Genomic DNA, 21,946 nt, shown 5'->3' on the forward strand with positions numbered 1-21,946 from the left:
AAATCCGCATGACCGCGTACGTCTACGAACGCGTCCACGGCTCCCCGCCCGCGGCGATGCACCGCGCCCCCATCGGCCTGCCGCTCCTGGACGGCCTGACGATCGCCCTCCCGTGGGGCACCATCGTCGCCGCGGGCCCGTCCGCCGCCCCGTCCCTCTACTCGGTGAACCACCACACCGACGGCGTCGCGTCCCTCTACGGGCCCGTCCCGCACTGGGCCCGCGAGTCCGCCGCCGTCCTGAACTCCCACGCCGACCCCGCCCCCGGCACCCGCCTGGTCATCAACCGCGAGATCCCCGCCGAGACCGGACTCCTCACCGGCGCCGAGACCGCCGCCGCCACCTTCCTGGCCCTCCGGGCCCTGCACGGCCCGCCCGCCGGACCGCACCCCTTCGCCGACCACCCCGCCTACCGGACGGCCCTGCACGCCCGCGCCGCCCACGCCCTGCTGACCACGCCCGGCACCCTCGAACACGTCCCGTTCGACCTGGCCGCCGCGGACCTGCGCGTCCTGATCGTCGACCTCGGCGCCCGGCACTCGTCCACCCTCCCCACGCCGCCCGGCGCCGCCGCCCGAGCCGCCGCCGCCCTCCGCGCGTCCGGCCCGTCCGCCCTCGGCCCGCTCCTCACCGGCGCCCACACCCCCGGCGACCCGCTTCCCGATCGCGCCCTCCGCACCGCCCTCGACGCCGGCGCCCTCGGCGGCCGCAAGATCGGCGCCTGCGTCGTCGCGCTGGCCCCCACCACGGCCCTCCCGGAAGTCCGCAGGGCCCTCACCACCCGCCTGACGCCCGACCTCCCGCGCCCGCCCCGCCTCCTGACGGCCCTCCCCGCCCCCGCCGAAGAGCCCCACCTCTGACCACCCCGGTCACCCGTACCGCGGCCCGTCCAACTCCGGCCGATGCCGCAACCCCGCCTCCCGCGCCTTCTCCGCCGCCTTCCGCGCCGCCTCGGCCTCGGCGGCCGAGTAGACCCCGGCGACCTGGTACATCGTCTCCCGAGTCTCGATCAGCGAATTACCCGACGCCTGCAACCTCCGCAGCGCCTCCTCTTGGAGTTGCCCGTAACGCCTTTCCGCCGCCTCACCGAACTTGCTCAACGCCCCGCTCGCCAGCCAGGCGTCATTGATGCTCACCGAGGCGTCGACCCACAGGTTCACCGCCTCGTTGATCTTGTCTCCGGCCTCGATGAGGTACTTCTTCCCCTTGAGGCTGTAGCCGCCCATCGATCCTCCTGACTGGTCACGCGGAAAGGTTCTTCAGGACTTCGGTGGCCAATGCCGTGGCCGTCCGCTCCCTCTCGTGCTCGTCCAGAGCCCGAGAACGCGCTGCGGAATAGCCGATCGTGATCGTCGTGTATCCCTTGCGCACCGCGACGTGCAGCCCCAGCTCGTCGTGCTGCCAGCATGCCTCGTCGGCGGAGATCCTTAAGGGTGCGCACGGCTTCTTGAGCTGGGCGGCCTGGTAGGCGATCTTCGCATCGTTGTACTTCTCGGCGCTCTTCACCTGCTTCGACTGAGTGAACGCGCCGACCTGAAGCAGCCCACTCGGCGACGTGCTCTTGGGGGAAGGATCGTTCCTGGACTCCCAGCGGCAGTCCAGGTTCTCCTTTCCGCCCTTCTCGCGGACGACCGTGGACGGCCCGACGAGCCGGTCCACCATTTCGCCGCCGACCAATCGGCACGGGTCGGGGAGCTTGGCTCCGGTATCGAGCATGGGCGGTGTGTGGGAACCCCGGTCCTTTCCCCCCGAGCAGGCGGCGAGTAAGAGGACCGACACGACGAGAGCCGAGGGCAGCGCGGCAAGGGATGGCCTGCCGCTTCTAACCCGGCGCGCGCCGTCCCCCTCATCCATACGTCCACTTCCCCTTGTCCGCGACGATGCCCGGCGCCTTCGCCGGAGGGTCCAGCGCTTCCGAGACCGCCATGGCCGCTACCGGAAGCCCTCGCCCGCAAATGTCCTGGTGGTCGCACGGATGCTCGCGTCATGAATGGACATGCGAGATCTGTTTCTTGATCAAACCGACGTCTTCGGCAGCGCCGCCCGAGCAGCCGGTCACAAGGGATCCACCGGCGATCGAGGGCATCCTTGCCGGAGCCTGGAGTTGGAGGATGGGGGCATTGACTCGTCTCGTGGTTGGGGGGAACGAGAGTTGTCAGGAGAGTGTAGTGGCGCGTAAGGACGGCGCATAGACGGTCATTGGCACTCCGCGCTTTTCGATGTTGCGCGCGAGTGTGCTTTGTGGTTGATCTGCGGGAATGGTGGATTTGGGTGCGGAGAGTTGTGAGCACTCCACCAAGGGCCCGCTGCCTGGCGCCGAGAGAAGGGTGTGGCGGGTCAGAGTTTGGGGGTGAAGGGGCGGCGGTGGGCGGGGTCGTCGGGCTCGGCCTGGGCGCGCAGGGCGGTCTCGACCAGCTCGATGGCCTGGAGGAGCGAGACGAGGCGGGCGCCCTCGCGGCGGTACGCCTCGAGGACGGCCTCGACGCCGTGCGGCGGGACGAGGGCCGCGAGGTCGACGCGGGCGGAGCGGAACCCCTCGCGGGCGGCCTCGACGGACGCGTTGACGTGGTGCCGGGCCATCCGGGCGAGCGCGATCGGGTACCGGCGCAGCACGCCGTAGCGCCGGTACTCGGGCGGGACGAGCTCCAGCAGCCAGCTCATCGCCGTGTCCTCGAAGCGGTCGGTGCCCGGTGGGTGCACCTGCGAGGGCCAGCCGGGCGGGACGTAGGTGCTCACGGGTCCACGATAACCCGGAATTCGAACCTATGTTCGACCCAAACCGGACATGTCACTCGGTGGCGGGCGGCGGGGTGATCGGGCCGTTGCGGCGGATCCGGATCTTGCCGGAGTCCAGGTCGTCGCGGGCGGAGCCGTCGCCGGCCTGCTCGTGGTCGTCCTGGCGCAGCACCTTCTGCCGCTGCTGCTCCTCCTGCTTGACCTTCTTGGAGCCCTCGAACGCCGAGGCGAGGTCCTCGAACATGCCGCCGCCGAAGCCGGCGCCGGTCTCGCCGTCGCCGCGGATGGCGCCCATCAGCGTCGACCGGCCGGTGCCCTCCGTGGGCCAGTCCACGGGCTCGTGATCGGCCTGCTCGGGGCGGTTGCCCATCGGGCGCCCCTTGACGCGCTTGCGGCGGCGAAACGGTGACTTCACACAGACTCCAACGCGACGAGCCTCCAGATTGATCCCGGCGGGCGTTCAGCCTCCGAACGTCCACCGGGTGGGAGAACCGGTGAAATCTCCCTGACGCAGCCCGAACGCCTTCTGTGGCCGCACCGCGACGGTCGCGTTCACCTCCGGGTCCAGGAAATCGACACGATAGCGGGTCGCGTACTTGGAGTTGACCAGGTCGATGAAGCGCTGCAGGTCCCGCGGCTCGGTGACGACCTCCGCGCGGCCCTCCAGGACGACCGGGTTCTCGGCCTCCTCCGTGGCCACCACGACCTGCGGGTTCGCCCGCAGGTTGACCATCTTGCGGGACGGGACGCTGCTGCTGAACATCAGCGCCTCCCCGGACCAGGCGCCCCACACCGGCATCGCGTGCGGGCGGCCGTCCGGGCGGACGGTGCACAGCCAGAAGTTGCGGGCGGCGCGCAGCCGCTCGACGGCCCACGACCACGGGAGCAGGCCGCTCCCCTCGGCGGGCCCCCTGATCCCGTAACCGGGCATGTGCGGACGGTCGGCGGCGGGGTCCGGCCCCGGGACGTACCCGGGGCGGGGCTCCGACGCCAGGGCGAATCCGGACGCGGGCTCCGGTGCCGAGGCGAACCCGGAAGCCGACATGGCGCTCTCCCTTCTGCGGACGTTCCCCGGCCCATCGTTTCAGACCGCGGAGCCCTCCGGTGACGCTCGGTGGCTCGTTGGGAGCGGCTCGGCGCGGTAGCCTGCGGGACGTGCGCCTATCCCATGTCATCGCGGCTCTCGACGAGCTCTACCCGCCGTCGTGGGCGGAGTCCTGGGACGCCGTGGGCCTGGTCTGCGGCGACCCCGACCAGGAGGTCGGGCGGGTGCTGCTGGCGGTCGACCCGGTCGCCGCGGTGATCGACGAGGCGCTGGAGTGGGGCGCCGACCTGGTGGTCGCGCACCATCCGCTGCTGCTGCGCGGGGTGCACTCGGTGGCCGCGACGACGCCGAAGGGCCGGCTGATCCACCGGATGATCATCAACGGGGTCGCGCTGCACACCGCGCACACCAACGCCGACGTCGCCGATCCGGGGGTCTCGGACGCGCTGGCGCGGGCCGTCGGGCTCACCGGGGAGCTGCGCCCGATCGTCCCGGCCGCCGACGACCCGCGCCGCGGCCTCGGCCGGATCGGGGAGCTGGACGAGCCGGTCACCCTGCGGGAGTTCACCCGGCGGGCCGCGGCCGGGCTGCCGTCCACGGCGTGGGGGCTGCGGGCCGCGGGCGACCCGGACCGCGCCGTCCGCACCGTCGCGGTCTGCGGCGGCGCCGGCGACTCCCTCCTCGACACCGTCCGCGCGGCGGGCGTCGACGTCTACCTCACCGCCGACCTGCGGCACCATCCCGCGTCGGAGTTCGCCGAGCACGGCGGCCCGGCGCTGGTCGACGCGGCGCACTGGGCGACCGAGCACCCCTGGCTGGCCGACGCCGCGCGGCGCCTGGCCGCCGCCGCACCCGAAGCGGGCAAGTTGGAGACCCGGGTGTCCACGCTCGTCACCGACGCGTGGAGCCTTCACGAAGAAGGAGAACAGTGAAAGCCGCACCGCAAGCCCAGCTTCGCCTGATCGACCTGCAGGACCTGGACAGCTCGCTGGACCGCCTCGCGCACCGCCGCCGGACGCTGCCCGAGCTGGCCGAGATCGAACGGCTGGAGGGCCGGCTCACCGAGCTGCGCGACGCGATCGTCGCGGCCGAGACCGACGCCGGCGACCTGGCGCGGGAGCAGAAGAAGGCCGAGCAGGACGTCGACCAGGTCCGCAGCCGCGCCGAGCGGGACCAGAAGCGGCTCGACTCCGGGCAGGTCACCTCCGCCAGGGACCTCAGCGGCCTGCAGGCCGAGATCGAGTCGCTGCACCGCCGCCAGTCCGACCTGGAGGAGGTCGTGCTGGAGATCATGGAGCGGATCGAGGAGGCCGACGGCCGCGTCGCCGCGCTGCGCGCCGACCAGACGGCGGCGCAGGAGGAGCTCGCCGCGGTCGTCTCGCGCCGCGACGCCGCGCTGAAGGAGATCGACGAGGAGAGCGGCACGACCGGCGCCGCCCGCACCGCCGTCGCCAAGGACGTCCCCGACGACCTGCTCGGCCTCTACGAGAAGCTGCGCGGCCAGTTCGGCGGCGTCGGCGCGGCGAAGCTGTTCCGCGGCGCCTGCCAGGGCTGCCACCTGGCGCTCAACACCGTCGACCTGAACCGGATCCGGGCCGCCGCCGAGGACGAGGTCGTCCGCTGCGAGGAGTGCCGGCGCATCCTCGTCCGCACCCCCGAGTCGGGCCTGTGAAGCTGATCGTCGAGGCGGACGGCGGGTCCCGGGGCAACCCGGGCCCGGCCGGGTACGGCGCCCTCGTCCGCGACGCGCTGACCGGCGAGGTGCTGGCGGAGGTCGCCGAGTCGATCGGCATGGCCACCAACAACGTCGCGGAGTACCGGGGGCTGATCGCCGGGCTGACGGCCGCGGCGGGCATCGACCCGTCCGCGCGGGTCGAGGTGCGGATGGACTCCAAGCTCGTCGTGGAGCAGATGTCCGGCCGCTGGAAGATCAAGCATCCGGACATGATCCCCCTCGCGCTGCGCGCCCGGGAGGTCGCCGAGGGCCTCGGCTCCGTCTCCTACGGGTGGATCCCGCGCAACCGCAACGCGCACGCCGACCGGCTCGCGAACGAGGCGATGGACGCGGCGGCCCGCGGCGAGCGGTGGTCCCGCACGATCGAGGAGCCCCCGCGGGAGGAGGCGCCGGGCCCGCCGCCGGTCTCGTCCACCCCCACGCGGACGATCCTGCTCCGCCACGGCGAGACGCCCCTGTCCGCCGAGAAGCGCTTCGCCGGGACGAACGACGTCCCGCTCACCACCATCGGCCTGACCCAGGCCCGCGCCGCCGCCCTCGCCCTCAAGGACCGCGGGCTCGACGCGATCGTCACCTCGCCCCTGTCGCGGTGCCGCGACACCGCCGCCGAGGTCGCCGCCGTCACCGGCCTGGACGTCCGGGTCGAGGACGGCTTCCGCGAGACCGCCTTCGGCGACTGGGAGGGCCTTACGTTCGCCGAGGCCGGCAAGGGCTGGCCCGCCGAGATGAAGGCGTGGCTCGCCGACCCGGAGGCCGCGCCGCCCGGCGGCGAGAGCTTCGCGCAGGTCTCCCGCCGCGTCCGCACCGCCCTGGACAAGCTGAAGGTCCGCAACCGGCAGCAGACGGTCCTGGTCGTCTCGCACGTCACGCCGATCAAACTGCTGGTCAAGGACGCCCTCGGCGCCCCGATGAAGTCGCTGTACCGGATGCACCTGGACGTCGCGTCCCTGACCGCGATCGACTGGTACGCCGACGGCCCGGCGAGCCTGCGGTCCTTCAACGACGCGCATCACCTGGAACACTGACCGACCCGCTACAGTTCTGTGTACGGCGGACGAGCCGGCCGGACGGCCGCGTCGGGGAGCGATCCCCGTCGAGGAAAGTCCGGGCTCCACAGGGCAGGGTGGTCGGTAACGCCGACCCGGGGTGACCCGCGGGACAGTGCCACAGAAAACAGACCGCCACCGGTCCGCCGGTGGTAAGGGTGAAACGGTGAGGTAAGAGCTCACCAGCGCCCACGGTGACGTGGGCGGCTCGGTAAACCCCACCCGGAGCAAGGTCAAGAAGGGGCTTCGGCCCCGCGCAGGTGCCTGAGGGCGGCCCGCCCGAGCCTGCGGGTAGACCGCTGGAGGCCGCCGGCAACGGCGGTCCGAGATGGATGGCCGTCACCCGCCCTCCGGGGCGGGCACAGAACCCGGCTTACAGGCCGACTCGTCCGCCTTTTCTTTCTGCCACCTCGGTGACCGTCGCGGTCCCGGTTCCGCGGGCGCTGCGGTAGCCGCAGTCACGGACGGTCCGCGCGGCGTCGTCGTCCACGGCGCCGAAGGGGTAGGCGAAGGCGCGGGCGGGCAGGCCCATCCGCCGGAGGGCGGTGCGGTCGTCGCAGACCTGCCGGTGCCGCTCGCCGCCGGGCAGGTCCGTGAGATCGAGGTGGTCGAGGGTGTGGCCGCCGATCTCGTGGCCGGAGGCGGCGAGGTCCATGACCTCGCTCCGGGTCATGCGGCCGGGCCGGCCCAGAAGGCCGGTGCTGACGAAGAAGGTCGCCTTCATCCCGTGGCGGTCCAGCAGGGCGCGGACGTTGTCGTACTGGTCCTGGAGGCCGTCGTCGAAGGTGAGCGACACCCAGGTCCGCGTCTGCGCGTTCGCGGGCGGCGAGCCGGGCGCCCACGCGAGCAGCGCCGCGCTGAGAAGCACCAGGGGTCGGCCGGGTCGCGGTGCCCCAAGGGGGCGGTGCCGTCCTTGCATGATCGACTCATCGCCCGGGCGAGGTGAAGCGAAGACCTCCGGAAGGCAAAGCGACCGGCGCGCCTGCCGGGTCGATCAGCCCGGCGGCGCCGTGGGGTCGCGGAAGGAGCGGCGGTAGGCGCCCGGGGTCGTGGCGAGGGCGTTGATGAAGCGGCGGCGGAGGTTGGTGGCCGACGAGAGGCCGACGCGGCGCGCGATGGCGTCCAGCGGGAGGTCGGACGACTCCAGCAGGTCCTGGGCCGCGGCGATCCGCTGGGCGAGCAGCCACTGGCCCGGGCTGGTGCCGAGCTGGTCGGCGAACCGGCGGGTGAGGGTACGGGTGGAGACGCCCGCGTGCGCGGCCATGTCCTCGATCGACACGGGTTCGCCGAGACGCGCGGTGACCCACTCCAGCAGCGGTGCGAGCGTGCCGTCGATGTGGGCGGGATGGGGCGGCGCCGAGTACTGCAGCTGGCCGCCCTCCCGGTGGGGCGGCATGACCATGGTCCGCGCGACGTGGGCGGCGTACCGGGCGCCCTGGTCGGCGCGGAGCAGGTGCATGCACAGGTCGAAGCCCGCGCCCGCGCCGGCGCTGGTGGCGACGTCGCCGTGGTCCACGTAGAGGACGTCCGGGTCGAGTTCGACGTCCGGGAAGCGCTCGGCGAACTCGGCGGCCTGCGCCCAGTGGGTGGTGGCCTGGCGGCCGTCCAGGAGGCCGGCGTGCGCCAGCGCGAAGGCGCCCGAGCAGATGCTGACGACGCGGGCGCCGCGGGCGTGCGCGCGGCGCAGGGCCTCGACGACGGCGGGGGAGGGCGGCTCCGAAGTGGGCAGCCAGCCCGGGACGATCACCGTCCCCGCCCGGTCGAGGGCGTCCAGGCCGTCGGTGACGACCATGTCGTATCCGGCGAGCGTCGCGACGGGGCCGGGGTGTTCGGTGCACACGCCGAACTCGTACCTGGCCGGGAGGCCCGCCCGCTCGACCCCGAACACCTGGGCCGCGCAGCCGAGCTCGAAGGCCGACTGCGGCGGGCGGACGAGCGCGGTCACACGGTGCATGGCGCGAAAGTACCGCACGATGTCTTTCCAGACACTCGGCGGGGCGGGGCGCGTTCGCCAGGCTGGGGCCATGACGACAGAGCAGAGCACGGTCGGCTATGTGTGGTCGTCCGTTCAGGACGCCCCGGTCCGCGAGCTGTTCCCGGGGATCCGGCTGCGGCCGCTGTGGAGCGGGGACGCCGGAGCGAAGGCCTTCGTGCTGGAGATGGACCCGGACACGGGCTGGGAGGGCGTGGACGTCCACGAGCCGGGTCCCGAGGAGGTCTTCGTGGTGTCGGGCGTCTTCAACGACGGCGACCGGGACTATCCCGCCGGCTCGTTCATCCACGCCCCGGCAGGCTCCTCGCATGTCCCGCAGACGACCACGGGCTGCACTCTCTTCCTCTTCTACCCGGAAGGTTGAAGGCGCCCGCGCGGACGGACGGGCGTCGGGCCGCGGCGTGCCGCCCCCATGCGTCGTCGGACGAGGGCGGCACGCCGCGAGAACACTGGGCGGGCTCAGCCGCCGGGAGTGCCGGGACCGGTCGGGCTGCCCGTCGGAGCGCCGGTCGGGCTCTCCGTCGGGCTCTCGGTCGGGCTGCCCGTCGGGCTCTCGGTCGGGCTCTCGGTGGGACTGCCCGTGGGGCTCTCCGTCGGGCTGCCCGTGGGGCTTTCGGTCGGGCTGCCGGTCGGGGTGGGGCTCGCGGGCGGGACGACGCCGCCGGTGCCCGAGACGGTGATCTTGGTCTGCAGGCCCATGGCGCGGTCGTTGTCGCTCGGCGACCAGAGCTGGTACGTCCCGGGCTGCAGCGAGACGTGCAGCTTGGCCTGGGTGCCGGGCGAGATGCCCGGGGTCTGCTTCGGCGTGGTGAGGCCCGGGCCGGAGATGGCCAGGGCGTGCTCCCTGCTGCCCTCGTTCTTCACGGTGAAGACGTAGGGACCCGCCGTGAAGGTGCTCTTGGACAGCTTCAGCGAGTTGTCCTTCTCGGTGACCGTCACGGTGGTGGCCTTCGGCTGCGCGGCGCCGCCGCCCGGGGTGCCGGTGCCGGGGCTCGTGGGGCTCCCGGTCGGGCTTGTGGGGCTCCCGGTCGGGCTTGTGGGGCTTCCGGTCGGACTCGTCGGGCTTTCCGTGCCGGGGCTCGCGGGGCTCTCGGTCCCCGGGCTGCCTGTCGGCGTCTCGGTCCCCGGGCCGCCTGTCGGGGCCCCGGTCGGGCTCGTCGGTGGCGATCCGCCCGGGCTCGGGGCCGTGGTCGCGTTCGCGGCGGTGACCGGGAGCAGGGCGCCGGCGGTCAGCAGAACGGCGCCGGTGGCAGTCGAAATGGTGGTTTTGTTCATAAATGCCGGGCTCCCCGGCGCGCCTCCGCCGAAACCGCGCGGGTGTTGCCGAAAGTCCTGGTCAACGGCGGTTCCGGCGGAGGTCGAACGGCGTGGTCAGGGGGCCAGCCAGGGCAGGGTGAAGCGGGTGAAGACGATGCCGCCGGTGTCGCCGATCTCGTAGAGGTCGCCGACCGAGCCGTCGGCCAGGACGGCCATCGTGGAGTAGCCCGCGGCGCCCGGCTTGAGGAGCGCCTCCTGCGGCCAGCTGGAGCCGTCGTCCCCGCTCAGCCGGATGGTGAGGTCGGTGCGGCCGGTCGCGGCGTTGTTGCTGTGCAGGGCGGTGCCGGTCAGGGGCGGGGCGCCGGACGAGGGGAGCGCGTAGGAGATCTCGTCGCCGTTGCAGCCGGGGTCGATCAGGCCGCTGTTCCAGGCGGTGCCGTAGGCGGCGGTGACGTCGGCGGCGGTCGCGTACCACCGGTTGCCGCCCGCGTTGGAGCGCATGTTCTGCGCGACGCGGCCCGTCGACCGCTGGATGATCTTGCTCTCGTTGACGCCGGCCCCGGCGGTGGTGCCGTTGTGCCAGGTCGCGCCGTGGTCGTCGGAGTAGATGTTCGACGCGTGGTCGCCCGACGCGTCGTGGTAGACGATCGGCTGGACGAGCCGTCCGGAGGCGAGCTGGATCCCGTGCCCGGACGAGGCGAACATCCCGGCGTAGGTGGTCTTGCGGACCCGCGGGTTGAGGTCGGTCGCCGCGCTCCAGGTCGCGCCGCCGTCGGTCGAGGTGACGTAGCGGATGTGGGTGTTGGTCGTGGCGGTCGCGGAGGTGTCGCCGGCGGTGGAGCCGGAGTAGCCGACGCCGGGCTTGGGGGAGTAGGTGAAGAAGCAGAAGATCTTTCCGGTGGTGCGGTCGACGAGCAGGCTCGGGTCGCCGTAGCCCTCGGACGTGGTGGGCGCGTGCGCGATGATCGCCGGGGTGGAGAAGGTCGCGCCGCCGTCGGTGCTGCGGACCATCGCCACCTGGATGTTGTTCGTCCCGCCGCCCAGGTCCGAACTGCCGTCGACGCGCGCGTCCATGGCGGCGACCACCGTGCCGTCGTTCGCCACGGCGAGGGCGGGGATGCGCACGGACTTCGCCGCCTTGCCGAGCCCGGAGATGACCGTGGACGTGGTCAGGACGGTCTGGGCGTTCATCCCCGGCTTGCCGGAGCCGAGCCCGCAGCCGGACGTGCCGGAGACGGTGCGGCTCCAGCCGCCCGACGAGACCTGGAACGTGTAGGGCGTGCCGTCCGGGACCGTCCAGTAGAGGCCGTTGTCGCCGGACGACGCCGGAACGTCGACCGACCACGGGGAGCCGGTACGGCCCGGCCAGGTGACCGTGAAGGTCCGGGCGGCGGGAGAGCGGTTGCCGAGGATGAGGCGCAGGCGGTGCGGGTCCCCGCAGTCCATGGCGGCGCGCGCGCTGAGCGCGTTGGAGCAGTCGAGGGTGCCGGTGTCGGTCTGGTCGAGGCCTTGCGGCGTGGTGGTGCGGAACGTGTAGGCGGTGCCGGACGGCTTTGTGAAGAAGAAGTGCGAGCTGTCGCCGGCGGCGACGTCCGCGGTCCAGGTGCCGGCGCCTGGCCAGGTCAGCGTGAACGTGGTCGCGGAGCCCGTCCGGTTGACGACGGTCTCCTGGATGCGGCCGGACGTGCAGTCGGTCGTGACGACCGCGGACTGGCCGGTGTCGGCGTGAGCGGCGGCGGGGAATGCGGTCGCGGCGAGGGCGGTCATCGCGGCGACGGCGGCGGGGTGGAAGCGGGGCATGGCCTCACCTTCGTTGGACATGGGACGTAGGATGTCCTGTCGCGAAGGAACGTAGGCGCGGACGCCGGGGCCGTCAAGCCCCGACTCCCGAGCGCCCATATGCGGGCTCCGGCGTCGGAAGCCCCGGCGTCGAGCGGCTCCGCGTCAGGAGGCGGAGTCGTCGCGTGCCGTGTCCAGGCGCTCGCGGATGCCGCGGAAGTGCGCCGCCATGGCGGTGGCCGCCGCCGCGCGGTCGCCGGAGACGAGCGCCTCGTAGATGTCGCGGTGCCGCTGCGCCACGTCGGCCGCCTCCTGCTGGACGGGCGCGAGGTCGTGCTGGAGCGTCCGGTAGACGTCCCAGAACGCGCCGAGCAGCTGGTTCACGATCGGGTTGGCGAGCGGCCGGTACAGCAGCTCGTGGAAGAGCCGGTCGGTCTCCGGGGTCACCTGGCCGGCCGCGGCCTCGGCGTCCATCCGGCGCATGATCTCGTCCAGCTCGGCGGTGTCGGACGCCAGGCCGCGGTCGATGACCTGCTCGACGAGGCCGCGTTCGAGGACCTCGCGGACGTCCACCAGGTGCGCGAGGTCGTCGCGGCCCTGCCGCTTGGACATGCGGGCGTGGAAGGTCAGCTCGTCGACCAGCGCGCCGAGCGACATGCTGCCGACGTACATCCCGAAGCCGTGCCGGATCTCCACGATCCCGACGGCCTGCAGCGCCTTGAGCGCCTCGCGCAGCGAGTTGCGGCTGACGTCCAGCTCCTCGACCAGCTCGAACTCGGTGGGCATCGGGTCGCCCGAGGCCAGCCCGCGCTCCAGGATCAGCTGCTTGATCGCCTGCTGCACCTCCTCGGTGCGGCTGCTGCGGCCGCGCGTCGCACGTCCCCGCGTCCGAGCTGCGGTCATCGGCTCACGCTCCCCATCGCGTCGGTTGGTTCCGGGACCCGCCACTTGACCTGGCCGGTGCCGGAGCCTACGGTACACCGACGAACGACGTTGGATGTCCTACCTCCCCTCCCACCTGCGGTCGCCTACCCTGCGACCGCCCCACCCCTTCCTTCCAGGAGACGACGTGACCGATCTCCAGCCGGGCCGCGGCCTGCACCGCCGCGACTTCCTGCGCTACACCGGGCTCCTCGGCGCGGCCGCCGCGATCACCGCCGGCGTGTCCGCGTGCGGCGGCCCGTCCTCCACCGGCTCCGGCGGATCCGGCGGCTCCAAGGACACGATCCAGGCCGCGCTCGCCTACGCCCTCTCCGGCGGCTTCGACCCGATGACGTCCTCCAGCGCCGTCGCCGTGGCCGCCGACTTCCACGTGCTGGAGTCGCTGGTCGACCTCGACCCGGTGACCCGGCAGCCCTACAACGCGCTGGCCAAGGCGGCTCCGGAGAAGGTGGACGACACCACCTACCGGGTCGCGATCCGCGACGGCGCCACCTTCCACGACGGCTCGAAGGTCACCGCCGACGACGTCGTGTTCAGCTTCGAGCGGGTGCTCGACCCGAAGAACGCGTCGCTGTTCGTGCAGTTCCTGCCGTTCCTCGACAAGGTGAGGAAGGTCGACGACACCACCGTCGAGTTCAGGCTCAAGTACGCGTTCGCGCTGTTCTCCGAGCGGCTCGCCGTGGTCCGGATCGTGCCGAAGAAGATCGTCCAGGCGGACCAGAAGAAGTTCGACGCGCTGCCGGTCGGCTCCGGGCCGTTCAGGCTCACCGCCGCGAGCGCCACTGCCGGGCTGTCGTTCGCCAAGTTCGACGCCTACAACGGGCCCCGGCCCGCGAAGGTCGCCAAGATGACCTGGCTGCTGCTCGCGGACCCGTCCGCCCGGGTCACCGCGCTGCAGTCCGGACGCGTCCAGGCGATCGAGGCCGTCCCGTACCTGAACGCGGACGAGCTGCGCAAGGCCGCGAGCGTCGAGGCGGTGCAGAGCTTCGGCCTGCTGTTCCTGATGTTCAACTGCAAGGTCGAGCCGTTCGACGACGTGCGGGTGCGGCAGGCGCTGCACTACGCGCTCGACACCGACAAGCTGATCAAGACGGCGCTGCTGGGCAACGCCGCCGCCGCGACCAGCTTCCTGCCCGCCGGGCACCCCGACTACGTCAAGGCCGCCACCGTCTACGGCTACGACCCGGACAAGGCGAAGCAGCTGTTGCGGGAGGCCGGGGTCAGCGGGCTGAAGGTCGAGCTGATCACCACCGACACCGACTTCGTCAAGGACTGCGCGCCGCTGATCAAGCAGAGCTGGGACGCCGTCGGCGTCGCCACCACGCTCAACGTCGGCCAGTCCGGCGGCCAGTACGCCAACCGCGTCGACACCGGCAAGTACCAGGTCATGGCCGCGCCCGGCGACCCGTCGGTGTTCGGCAACGACGCCGACCTGCTGATGCGCTGGTTCTACGTCGGCACCTGGCCCGAGCACCGCAGCTACAACGCCGGAACCCCCGAGGCCAAGAAGGTCGTCGACCTGCTCGACCGGGCCGCCCGCGAGGCCGACCCGGCGGCGCGCAAGACGCTGTGGAGCCAGGCCATCGACGTCGTCGCCGAGCAGGCCGCGCTGTACCCGATCTTCCACCGCAAGCTCGAGACCGGGTGGAAGGGCAAGGCGCTGCCGGGCTTCCGGCCGATGGCGACCACCGGGCTGTCGTTCCTGAACGTCGGCCGCGCCTGACCGTCCCGGACCCGAAGAAGGGACGCCACCCGGATGGCAACGATCCTGCGCATGGCGCTCGGACGGCTGCTGACCCTCGTGCCGATGGTGCTCGGGATCACGCTGTTCGTCTTCGTCGTGCTGCGCTTCTCCCCGAACGACCCCGCCTTCAACGCGCTCGGCGAGGGCGCCACGCCCGAGGCGCGGCACGCGTACGCGGCCGCGCACGGGCTCACCGACCCGCTGCCGGTCCGCTACGTCCGGTTCCTCGGCGACCTGCTGCACGGCGACCTCGGGCTGACCGCGCCGCCGAGCCGGCCCGTCACCGACGCGATCGGGACCGCGTTCCCGCTCACGCTCCAGCTGACGCTGCTGGCGGTGCTGGTCGGCGTGGTGTTCGCGGTGGTCCTCGGCGTCACCGCGGCGCTGTTCCGGGACCGCTGGCCCGACCAGGCCATCCGGGTGCTGTCCATGGCCGGCGTCGCGATGCCGTCGTTCTGGCTCGGCATCCTGCTGATCCAGTGGTTCGCGCTGCGGCTCGGCTGGTTCCCGACCGGCGGGTACGTCAACCCCGGCGACTCGGTGGGCGGCTGGCTGCGCAGCCTCGCGCTGCCCGCGATCGCCGTCGGGTTCCCGGTCGGGTCGCTGCTGGCCCGGGTGGTGCGCACCGCGATGGTCGAGGAGCTCGACCGCGACTACGTGCGCACCGCGATCGGCGGCGGGCTGCCGCGCACCGTCGTGGTCGGCCGCAACGTGCTGCGCAACGCGCTGATCACCCCGCTGACCGTGCTCGGACTGCAGATCGGCTACCTGCTCAGCGGCGCCGTCGTGGTCGAGGCGATCTTCGGGCTGCCCGGCCTCGGCACCCTCATCATGCAGGGCGTCACCGCCGGCGACCCCGCCCTCGTGCAGGGCGTCGTGCTGTGCATCGCGCTGACGTTCCTGGTCGTCAACCTGCTCGTGGACGTGCTCTACCTGTTCGCGAACCCCCGGCTGAAGGGAGCGACGCGATGACCGTCCTGATACGGGGATGGCGGCGGCTGCGGCCCGCCTCCCGGATCGCGCTCGGCGTGCTGCTGGTGATCGTCATCGCGGCGCTCGCCGCGCCGCTGATCGCCCGGCACGACCCGCTGACCACGGGCGTCGCGGGGCAGGCGCCGTCCGGCGGCCACTGGTTCGGCACCGACCGCGTCGGCCGCGACGTGTTCGCCCGCGTGCTGTACGGGGCGCGCTGGTCGCTGGCCATCGGCCTCGGCGCCGCGTTCCTCGCGCTGGCCGCGGGCGCCGTGCTCGGCTCGGTCGCCGCCACCGCGCACCGCGCCGTGGACGAGGCCGTGATGCGCTGCCTCGACGTCGTCATGGCGTTCCCGGCGGTCGCGCTCGCGGCCGTCCTGGTCACCGTGTTCGGCAAGAGCCTGCCGGTGCTGATCGGCACCATCGCGTTCCTGTACGTCCCGCAGGTCGCGCGGGTCGTGCGCGGCAACGTGCTGTCGCAGTACGGCGAGGACTACGTGGCCGCCGAACGCGTCATCGGCGCCCGCCGCGGCCACATCCTGTGGCGGCACGTCCTGATCAACTGCGCCGCGCCGATCCTGGTGTTCGTCACGATCGTCGTCGCCAACGCGATCGTGTTCGAGGCGAGCCTGTCGTTCGTCGGCGCCGGCGTCCAGGACCCGGACCCGTCATGGGGCAGCGTCATCGCCTACGGCAAGACGCTGGTGCTGGCCGGCGGCTGGTGGGCGACGTTCTTCCCCGGCCTGTTCATCCTGGTCACGGTGCTGGTGCTGAACGTCCTGTCCGAGGGCGTGTCGGACGCGTGGGCCGCGCCCGCCGCCCGCCCCGACACCCGCACCGACGCTGAGCCCGGCGTCGGGGCCGCGGCCGGAACCGTCGCCCGGACGGCCGCGGCCCCGGCGCCGCCCGCCGCGCGGCTGGAAGGCGACCTGCGCGAGGCCGGACGCCGCCTCGCCGACCGCGCCCGCCCCCTCCCGGACGGCGAACCGCTGCTGCGCGTCGAGGACCTCGCCATCGGGTTCCCCGACCGCTACGGCGACGTGGACGTGGTCGACCGGGTGTCCCTCGACGTGCGGCCGGGCGAGGTCGTCGGCCTGGTCGGCGAGAGCGGCTGCGGCAAGAGCCTCACCAGCCTGGCGATCATGGGGCTGGAGCCGCGCGGGGCCCGGATCGGCGGCCGGCTGCTGTTCGACGGCCGCGACCTGCGCGCCCTGCCCGCGCGGGAGCGCCGCGCGCTGCTCGGCCACGACATGGCGATGGTCTACCAGGACGCGCTGTCCTCGCTGAACCCGGCGATGACGATCCGCGCCCAGCTCCGCCAGCTCACCCGGCGCGGCGGCACCCGCACTCCCGCCGAGCTGCTCGACCTCGTCGGCCTCGACCCGGACCGGACGCTGCGCTCCTACCCGCACGAGCTGTCCGGCGGGCAGCGGCAGCGGGTGCTGATCGCGATGGCGCTGTCCCGCGACCCGAGGCTCGTCGTCGCCGACGAGCCGACCACCGCGCTCGACGTCACCGTCCAGGCCGCCGTCATGCGGCTGCTGCTGCGGCTGCGCGCCGAGCTCGGGTTCGCGCTGATCCTCGTCTCGCACGACCTCGCGCTCGTCGCCGACGTCACCGACCGCGTCGTGGTGATGTATGGCGGGCAGGTCGCCGAGGCCGGCGTCACCTCCGACGTCGTCGCCTCGTCCCGGCACCACTACGCGCGCGGCCTGCTCGGCGCCGTCGTGTCGCTGGAGGCGGCGGACGCGCGGCCCGTGCAGATCCCCGGTGTCGTCCCGTCGCCCGCGCACTTCCCGGCGGGCTGCCGGTTCGCCGACCGGTGCGCCGCCGCCACCGGACTGTGCGCGACGACCCGTCCCGAGGCGTCCGGCGAGCCGCACCGGCACGCGTTCGCCTGCCACCATCCGATCGGCGCGGCGGCCGGCGCGCCCGCCACCGCCAAGGCGGGAGAACAGCGATGACCACACCCGTCATGGAACTGCGCGGCGTGCACGTCCGGCTGCCGGTGCGCGGCGGCAACCCGCTGCGCCGCGCCGCCGTGCACGCGCTCACCGGCGCCGACCTCGCCATCGGACGCGGCGAGACCGTCGGGATCGTCGGCGAGTCCGGCTGCGGCAAGTCCACGCTCGCGAAGGTGCTCGTCGGCCTGACCCGGCCCACCGAGGGCACGGTGCTGTTCGAGGGCGACGACCTCGGCGCGCTGCGGTCCCGCGACCGGTCCGCGCGGCTCGGCGCGGCCGTCGGGATGGTCTTCCAGGACCCGGCGACCGCGCTGAACCGGCGGCTGCCCGTCCGGGCGATCCTCCGCGACCCGCTCGACGTGCACCGGCGCGGCACGCCCGCCGAACGCGACGCCCGCGTCCGCGAGCTGATGTCGCTGGTCGGGCTGCCGCCGCAGCTCGCCGCCGCCCTCCCCGGGCAGCTGTCGGGGGGGCAGCGGCAGCGCGTCGCGATCGCCCGCGCGCTCGCGCTGGAGCCGTCGCTGCTCGTCGCCGACGAGCCGACGTCCGCGCTCGACGTGTCCGTCCGCGCGCAGATCCTCAACCTCATGCTCGACCTCAAGGACCGCCTCGGCCTGTCGATGGTGTTCGTCTCGCACGACATCCAGACCGTCCGGCGCATGTCCGACCGGGTCGTCACCATGTACCTCGGCCGCATCGTCGAGGACGCCCCGGCCGCCGCCGTGGCCCGCGGCGACACCCGGCACCCGTACACGCGGGCGCTGCTGTCGGCCACCCCGAGCCTCCTCGACCCGATGGAGCCGATCCGGCTGGACGGGCCCGTCCCGTCCGCCGTCCACCCGCCGAGCGGCTGCCCGTTCCGGACCCGCTGCTGGCGCGCCACCGAGGAGTGCGCCGAGGCGATGCCCGCGTTCGCCGAGGCCGGCGACGCCGGGCACGCGTACCGCTGCCTGCATCCCGTCACCGACCCGTCCGACCTCGCCCTTTCCCCCGTTTCCCAGGAGATCCCGTGACCGCCGCTCCCGCCGGACCCGCCGCCCCGCCGCTCACCGGCGTCGTCCCCCCGGTCTGCACGCCGCTGACCCCCGGCCTGGACGTCGACGCCGCGTCCCTCGAACGGCTCGTCGACCACCTCGTCGGCGCCGGCGTGGACGGGCTGTTCGTGCTCGGCTCCACCAGCGAGGTCGCGTTCCTGCCCGACGCGCACCGCCGCACGGTGCTGGAGACGGTGGTCAAGCACGTCGCCGGGCAGGTCCCGGTGCTCGCCGGCGCGATCGACATGACCACGCTGCGGGTCATCGAGCACGCCCGCGCCGCCGCTGAGCTCGGCTGCGACGGCGTCGTCGCGACCGCGCCGTTCTACACCCGCACCCATCCGGCGGAGATCGAGACGCACCTGCGCCGCGTCGCCGCCGCCGTCCCGGTCCCCGTCTACGCCTACGACCTGCCGGTCTCGGTGCACTCCAAGCTGGACGCGGCGATGCTGCTGCGGCTCGCGGACGAGGGCGTCCTCGCCGGGGTGAAGGACTCCAGCGGCGACGAGGGCGGGCTGCGCGGCCTGCTCGTCGCGCTCCGCGACGCGGGGACCGGCGGGTTCAGCGTGCTGACCGGGTCCGAGCTGACCGTCGACTCGGCGCTCGCGATGGGCGCGCACGGCGTCGTCCCGGGCCTCGGCAACGTCGACCCGGACGGCTACGTCCGGCTGTACCGGCTGTGCCGGGAGGGCCGCTGGGACGAGGCGCGGGCCGAGCAGGAGCGGCTGCTGCGGCTGTTCGACATCGTCAACGCGGGCGCCGCCGCCCGGATGGGGCGCGGCTCGTCGGCGCTCGGCTCGTTCAAGGCCGCCCTGCACCTGCGCGGCGTCATCGACTGCCCGGTCACCGCGCCGCCGCAGATCCAGCTGGACGCGGCCGAGACCGGGCACGTCCGCCGCACGCTGGCCGCCGCCGGGCTGCTGTGAGCGGCGGGACGCTCGCCGCGCTCGACATCGGCGGCACGAAGATCGCCGCGGCGCTGGTGGACCGGAGCGGAACGGTCCTGCGGCGCGGTCGCGTCCCGACACCGGCCGGGGGAGGGGACGCCGTGCTCGCGGCGGCCGCCGAGCTGCTGGACGGCCTCGGCCTCGCCGGGAGCGACGTCCGCGGGCTCGGGGTCGGCGCGCCCGGCGTGATCGACCCCGACACCGGACGCGTCGTCTCCGCGACGGACGTCCTGCCCGGATGGGCCGGGACGCCCGTCCGCGAGACCCTCACCGCCCTCACCGGCCTGCCGGTCACCGCGGTCAACGACGTCCGGGCCATGGCCTACGGCGAGGCCCAGGCGGGGGCCGGGGCCGGGCACCACCGCGTCCTGCACGTCTCGGTCGGGACCGGCGTCGGCGGCGCGCTGACCACCGGCGGGGACCTCGACCACGGGGCGCACGGCACCGCCGGGGAGCTGGCACACCTGCTCGTCCCCGAACGGGGGCCGGTGCCGTGCGGCTGCGGGCGCCGCGACCACCTGGAGGCGGCGGCGTCCGGCCCCGCCATCGCCGCGACCGGCGACGCGCCCCGCGCCGGGGCCCTGCTCGGCCGCGCGCTCGCCGGGCTCCTCGCCGTCCTGGACCCCGACGCCGTCGTGATCGGCGGCGGCGTGGCGCAGATCGGCGCGCCCTACCTGGACGCCGTCGCCGCCGCGTTCCGGGACGAGGCGCTCCCGCCGCTGCGCGCGACCCCGATCGTCCCCGCCCGGCTCGGCACGGACGCGCCGCTGGTCGGGGCGGCACTGCTGGCCGGAAGCCTGCTCGCCGGATCCCTGCCCGCCGGATCCCTGCCCGCCGGAACCCCGCCCACCGGCACCCCCGTGAACAGGAGCGCCCGTTGAACGCCGAGACCTTCGCCGCCGCCGTCGCCGGGCGGCTCATCGTGTCCTGCCAGGCCCCGGACGGGCATCCGCTGCGCGACACCGCCGCGCTCGTCCGGATGGCGGAGGCGGCGGCCGGAGGCGGCGCCGCCGCGATCCGCTGCGGCGGGGTCGGCGGGACGCCCGACGTCGCCGCCATCGCCGCCGCCGTGGACGTCCCCGTCATCGGCCTGACCAAGGACGGCACCGGCGGCGTGTTCATCACGCCGACCGTCGAGGCCGCCCGCGCCGTCGTCCGGGCGGGCGCGCACGTCGTCGCGGCCGACGCCACGTTCCGGCCGCGCCCGGACGGCCGCCCGCTCACCGAGACGATCAAGGCGGTCCAGGGGGAGGGCGCGCTGTTCATGGCGGACGTGGCGACCCTGGACGAGGGCGTCGCCGCCGCCGAGGCGGGCGCCGACATGGTGGCCACGACCCTCGCCGGCTACACCGTCCCCGGCCCGCCGCCGGACGGCCCCGACCTGGACCTGGTCCGGGCGCTGCGCGACGAGCTCCCCGGCGCGCTGATCGTCGCGGAGGGCCGCTACCACGCGCCCGCGTCGGCGGCGGCCGCGATCGAGGCGGGCGCCACCTGCGTGGTGGCCGGCACCGCGATCACCGACCCCCGCTGGATCACCGCCCGCTTCGCCGCCGCCCTCACCCCGCGGCGCGACGAGCGGGCGTGAGGAGGGCGCTCAGGTCGGCGGCGGCCTGGCGCGCGGCCCGGTCGGCGGTGGCGGACACGCCGCCCAGGCCGAAGAAGCCGTGGTTCAGGGTCGGCCATTCGCGGTGGACGACCGGGACGCCGGCGGCGGCCAGCGCGGCCGCGTAGGCGCCGCCCTCGTCCCGCAGCGGATCGAAGCCGGCCGTGTGGATCGCGGCGGGCGCGGCGCCCGCGAGGTCGGCGGCGCGCAGCGGCGACACCCGCCAGTCGTCGCCGCGGCCCGGCGGGCGGTACAGCTCGGTGAACCACCGCATCCCGGCCAGCGTCAGCCCGTGGCCGTCGGCGCGTTCGGCCCGGGACGGATAGAGGGCGTTCACGTCAGGGTCGGCGTACCCGCCGGTCGCGTCGGTGACCGGGACGACCAGCAGCTGCCCGGCCAGCTCGACGCCCCGGTCGCGGCAGGCGAGCGCGACGGACGCGGCGAGCTGCCCGCCCGCGCTGTCGCCCGCCACGGCGAGCGGCCCGGTCCGGGCCGCGGCGAGGTGCAGCGTCGCGGCGAGGCAGTCGTCGAACGCGGCCGGGAACGGGTGCTCGGGCGCGAGGCGGTAGTCCACGCCGATCACCGCGGCGCCGGTCCCGACCGCGAGGCGCCGCATGTGCTGCCGGTGCGTGCGCAGGTCGCCGGCGATCCACCCGCCGCCGTGGAAGAACGCGACGGCGGCCTCGGCGGGCCGGGGGCCGGGCTCGACGACCAGCGCGGGCACCGGCCCGGAGGCGGTCTCCAGGACGGTGGCGTGCTCGGCGAACGGGACGGGCGGGTCGGGCAGCAGCGCGAGCGACCGCTCGTTCACGGCCAGCGAGTGGCGCCGCGCGCCCTCGACGGACGCGTCGGCGGCGGTCGGGTCCTCGGCGCGGCGCCGCAGCCACTCGGCGATGTCGGGATCGAAACCGGTGCTCACGGAACCGGAACCTCCTTGCATAGGACGTAGGACATCCTACATTGCACCTGCCGACCGTCCAGGGGCCATGTCCCGGACTTACCGGGTTGAGAGGTGCAGTGAACCTCGCACCGGAGCCGAGTGGCGTGAATCTCGGCGGCTTCGGGTCACACGACACAAACGACCTGAAAGAGCGCGCCTAACGTCATGGGTAGAGCTGATCGCCGGGTCGGCGGAGGCTCGGGGCGCGG

General features: G+C 74.0%; 22 protein-coding genes, 1 other RNA gene and 1 pseudogene. 13 read left to right on the forward strand and 11 right to left on the reverse strand.

Annotation, left to right across the window (positions count from 1 at the left end):
* The first annotated feature begins 8 nt into the window (after positions 1–8).
* Positions 9–860: a hypothetical protein gene (locus ABT299_RS38450; protein WP_500253737.1), complete on the forward strand. Its 852-nt coding sequence runs from the start codon at positions 9–11 to the stop codon at positions 858–860.
* Between the two features lie 9 nt (positions 861–869).
* On the opposite strand, the gene ABT299_RS38455 is transcribed toward ABT299_RS38450, so the two are convergent.
* From ABT299_RS38455 to ABT299_RS38475, 5 genes are all read right to left on the reverse strand, one after another.
* Positions 870–1,226, reverse strand: coding sequence for a hypothetical protein (locus tag ABT299_RS38455; RefSeq protein WP_500253738.1), 357 nt, complete (start codon positions 1,224–1,226; stop codon positions 870–872).
* 16 nt (positions 1,227–1,242) lie between these two features.
* Positions 1,243–1,716 carry a hypothetical protein gene (locus tag ABT299_RS38460; RefSeq protein ID WP_500253739.1) on the reverse strand — a complete coding sequence of 158 codons (474 nt, stop codon included), beginning with the start codon at positions 1,714–1,716 and terminating at the stop codon, positions 1,243–1,245.
* A gap of 621 nt (positions 1,717–2,337) precedes the next feature.
* Positions 2,338–2,736 (reverse strand): hypothetical protein, encoded by a 399-nt coding sequence (locus ABT299_RS38465; protein WP_347256826.1) that lies wholly within the window; start codon positions 2,734–2,736, stop codon positions 2,338–2,340.
* A gap of 52 nt (positions 2,737–2,788) precedes the next feature.
* Positions 2,789–3,151: a DUF6191 domain-containing protein gene (locus tag ABT299_RS38470; RefSeq protein ID WP_387028521.1), complete on the reverse strand. Its 363-nt coding sequence runs from the start codon at positions 3,149–3,151 to the stop codon at positions 2,789–2,791.
* Positions 3,152–3,196: 45 nt separating this feature from the next.
* Positions 3,197–3,781 (reverse strand): pyridoxamine 5'-phosphate oxidase family protein, encoded by a 585-nt coding sequence (locus tag ABT299_RS38475; protein WP_190859904.1) that lies wholly within the window; start codon positions 3,779–3,781, stop codon positions 3,197–3,199.
* Between the two features lie 110 nt (positions 3,782–3,891).
* Here ABT299_RS38475 and ABT299_RS38480 point away from each other — a divergent pair, with 110 nt between their 5' ends.
* The 4 genes from ABT299_RS38480 (at position 3,892) to rnpB (ending at position 6,954) form a co-directional block, all read left to right on the forward strand.
* The gene (locus tag ABT299_RS38480; protein ID WP_500253740.1) at positions 3,892–4,713 is read left to right on the forward strand and encodes a Nif3-like dinuclear metal center hexameric protein; all 822 of its coding nucleotides are present in this window, start codon (positions 3,892–3,894) and stop codon (positions 4,711–4,713) included.
* The gene (locus ABT299_RS38485) at positions 4,710–5,453 is read left to right on the forward strand and encodes a CT398-like coiled coil hairpin domain-containing protein (RefSeq protein ID WP_190859914.1); all 744 of its coding nucleotides are present in this window, start codon (positions 4,710–4,712) and stop codon (positions 5,451–5,453) included. The genes ABT299_RS38480 and ABT299_RS38485 overlap by 4 nt, the downstream gene beginning before the upstream one ends.
* A complete protein-coding gene (locus ABT299_RS38490; protein WP_500253741.1) occupies positions 5,450–6,541 on the forward strand; it encodes a bifunctional RNase H/acid phosphatase in 1,092 nt (363 codons plus the stop codon). The genes ABT299_RS38485 and ABT299_RS38490 overlap by 4 nt, the downstream gene beginning before the upstream one ends.
* Positions 6,542–6,571: 30 nt before the next feature.
* An RNA gene (gene rnpB / locus ABT299_RS38495) (RNase P RNA component class A) lies at positions 6,572–6,954 on the forward strand.
* Positions 6,955–7,016: 62 nt separating this feature from the next.
* Here rnpB and ABT299_RS38500 read toward each other — a convergent pair.
* Positions 7,017–7,481: pseudogene (locus ABT299_RS38500) on the reverse strand (polysaccharide deacetylase family protein); the annotation flags it as partial.
* A gap of 75 nt (positions 7,482–7,556) precedes the next feature.
* A complete protein-coding gene (locus ABT299_RS38505) occupies positions 7,557–8,516 on the reverse strand; it encodes a GlxA family transcriptional regulator (protein WP_500253742.1) in 960 nt (319 codons plus the stop codon).
* A gap of 70 nt (positions 8,517–8,586) precedes the next feature.
* On the opposite strand from ABT299_RS38505, the gene ABT299_RS38510 reads away from it, so the two are divergent.
* A complete protein-coding gene (locus ABT299_RS38510) occupies positions 8,587–8,919 on the forward strand; it encodes a cupin domain-containing protein (RefSeq protein WP_387028531.1) in 333 nt (110 codons plus the stop codon).
* 95 nt (positions 8,920–9,014) lie between these two features.
* Here ABT299_RS38510 and ABT299_RS38515 read toward each other — a convergent pair whose 3' ends face one another.
* From ABT299_RS38515 to ABT299_RS38525, 3 genes are all read right to left on the reverse strand, one after another.
* Positions 9,015–9,494, reverse strand: a complete 480-nt coding sequence (locus tag ABT299_RS38515; RefSeq protein WP_387028533.1) for a hypothetical protein — start codon at positions 9,492–9,494, stop codon at positions 9,015–9,017.
* Between the two features lie 432 nt (positions 9,495–9,926).
* A complete protein-coding gene (locus ABT299_RS38520) occupies positions 9,927–11,633 on the reverse strand; it encodes a sialidase family protein (protein WP_500253743.1) in 1,707 nt (568 codons plus the stop codon).
* A 123-nt stretch (positions 11,634–11,756) separates the two neighbouring features.
* A complete protein-coding gene (locus tag ABT299_RS38525) occupies positions 11,757–12,494 on the reverse strand; it encodes a FadR/GntR family transcriptional regulator (protein WP_190859924.1) in 738 nt (245 codons plus the stop codon).
* Positions 12,495–12,660: 166 nt separating this feature from the next.
* On the opposite strand from ABT299_RS38525, the gene ABT299_RS38530 reads away from it, so the two are divergent.
* Genes ABT299_RS38530 through ABT299_RS38560 form a run of 7 tightly spaced genes read left to right on the forward strand, consistent with a single transcriptional unit; the run spans position 12,661 to position 20,779 of the window.
* Positions 12,661–14,256, forward strand: a complete 1,596-nt coding sequence (locus ABT299_RS38530) for an ABC transporter substrate-binding protein (RefSeq protein ID WP_500253744.1) — start codon at positions 12,661–12,663, stop codon at positions 14,254–14,256.
* Positions 14,257–14,289: 33 nt separating this feature from the next.
* Positions 14,290–15,249 (forward strand): ABC transporter permease, encoded by a 960-nt coding sequence (locus ABT299_RS38535; RefSeq protein ID WP_190859929.1) that lies wholly within the window; start codon positions 14,290–14,292, stop codon positions 15,247–15,249.
* The gene (locus ABT299_RS38540) at positions 15,246–17,213 is read left to right on the forward strand and encodes a dipeptide/oligopeptide/nickel ABC transporter permease/ATP-binding protein (RefSeq protein WP_500253745.1); all 1,968 of its coding nucleotides are present in this window, start codon (positions 15,246–15,248) and stop codon (positions 17,211–17,213) included. Before ABT299_RS38535 ends, ABT299_RS38540 begins: the two co-directional genes overlap by 4 nt.
* Positions 17,210–18,226 (forward strand): oligopeptide/dipeptide ABC transporter ATP-binding protein, encoded by a 1,017-nt coding sequence (locus ABT299_RS38545; RefSeq protein WP_500253746.1) that lies wholly within the window; start codon positions 17,210–17,212, stop codon positions 18,224–18,226. The genes ABT299_RS38540 and ABT299_RS38545 overlap by 4 nt, the downstream gene beginning before the upstream one ends.
* A complete protein-coding gene (locus ABT299_RS38550; RefSeq protein ID WP_190859935.1) occupies positions 18,223–19,173 on the forward strand; it encodes a dihydrodipicolinate synthase family protein in 951 nt (316 codons plus the stop codon). Before ABT299_RS38545 ends, ABT299_RS38550 begins: the two co-directional genes overlap by 4 nt.
* Positions 19,170–20,075 carry an ROK family protein gene (locus ABT299_RS38555; RefSeq protein ID WP_500253747.1) on the forward strand — a complete coding sequence of 302 codons (906 nt, stop codon included), beginning with the start codon at positions 19,170–19,172 and terminating at the stop codon, positions 20,073–20,075. Before ABT299_RS38550 ends, ABT299_RS38555 begins: the two co-directional genes overlap by 4 nt.
* On the forward strand, positions 20,072–20,779 hold the full coding sequence (locus tag ABT299_RS38560) for a putative N-acetylmannosamine-6-phosphate 2-epimerase (RefSeq protein ID WP_500253748.1): 708 nt from the start codon (positions 20,072–20,074) through the stop codon (positions 20,777–20,779). Before ABT299_RS38555 ends, ABT299_RS38560 begins: the two co-directional genes overlap by 4 nt.
* Here the strand turns inward: ABT299_RS38560 and ABT299_RS38565 are convergent.
* Entirely contained in the window at positions 20,751–21,716 is a 966-nt protein-coding gene (locus ABT299_RS38565; RefSeq protein ID WP_500253749.1) for an alpha/beta hydrolase, read from the reverse strand. The two genes, ABT299_RS38560 and ABT299_RS38565, sit on opposite strands and share 29 nt — an antisense overlap.
* Positions 21,717–21,946: the final 230 nt, after the last annotated feature.

It is taken from the genome of Spirillospora sp. NPDC000708, assembly GCF_040299565.1.
GTDB lineage: Bacteria > Actinomycetota > Actinomycetes > Streptosporangiales > Streptosporangiaceae > Spirillospora.